The 488-nt window shown below is 32.8% G+C and carries 1 protein-coding gene; it reads left to right on the forward strand.

Annotated features, from left to right (window positions below; genetic code table 11):
• Positions 1-117: 117 nt before the first annotated feature.
• On the forward strand, positions 118-488 hold a 371-nt coding region (locus A6E03_RS06670; RefSeq protein ID WP_065600474.1), incomplete at its 3' end, for a hypothetical protein.

A 488-nucleotide genomic window follows, 5' to 3' on the forward strand; every position in this document is an offset into this window, starting at 1 on the left:
TATGCAGGCGTTATATTTTTATGGTCACCTATGCGGTCATTTCATTTCGTGATAATATATTTTCATTTTGGTATCAATGTAATGAGAAAAGTAATATTAGTTTTAAGTGTGCTATTTATGAGCGCATGTTCAACGTCTCCAAGTCATGTTGGTTCTGTAAATAAAGACAAAAGTGGCGATGAATTTAGTATCAAAGAAAATGGATCTAGTTTTGTTGTTGCTGGCCATTACTCTGAATATCAGTTTGTACGTAATAGTCAGGATGGATTTATTGGTTGTACTAACTTGCTGAATAAAGCAGCGAAAGAATACGCAAGTAATAATGAACTTACTATTAATTATCCTACGTGGAATGAAGTAACAATCATTGATCACGGACGAGACATTCTTACGGCTGTAATGAATGTTAATTGCCAATTTGAATATAAAGATATTAATCAAATTGTCACAGATTTAGATATTACTGGTGAGCTGAAAGATCTTTCAGC

The sequence above is a fragment of the Aliivibrio sp. 1S128 genome (assembly GCF_001691065.1).
Lineage (GTDB): Bacteria > Pseudomonadota > Gammaproteobacteria > Enterobacterales > Vibrionaceae > Aliivibrio.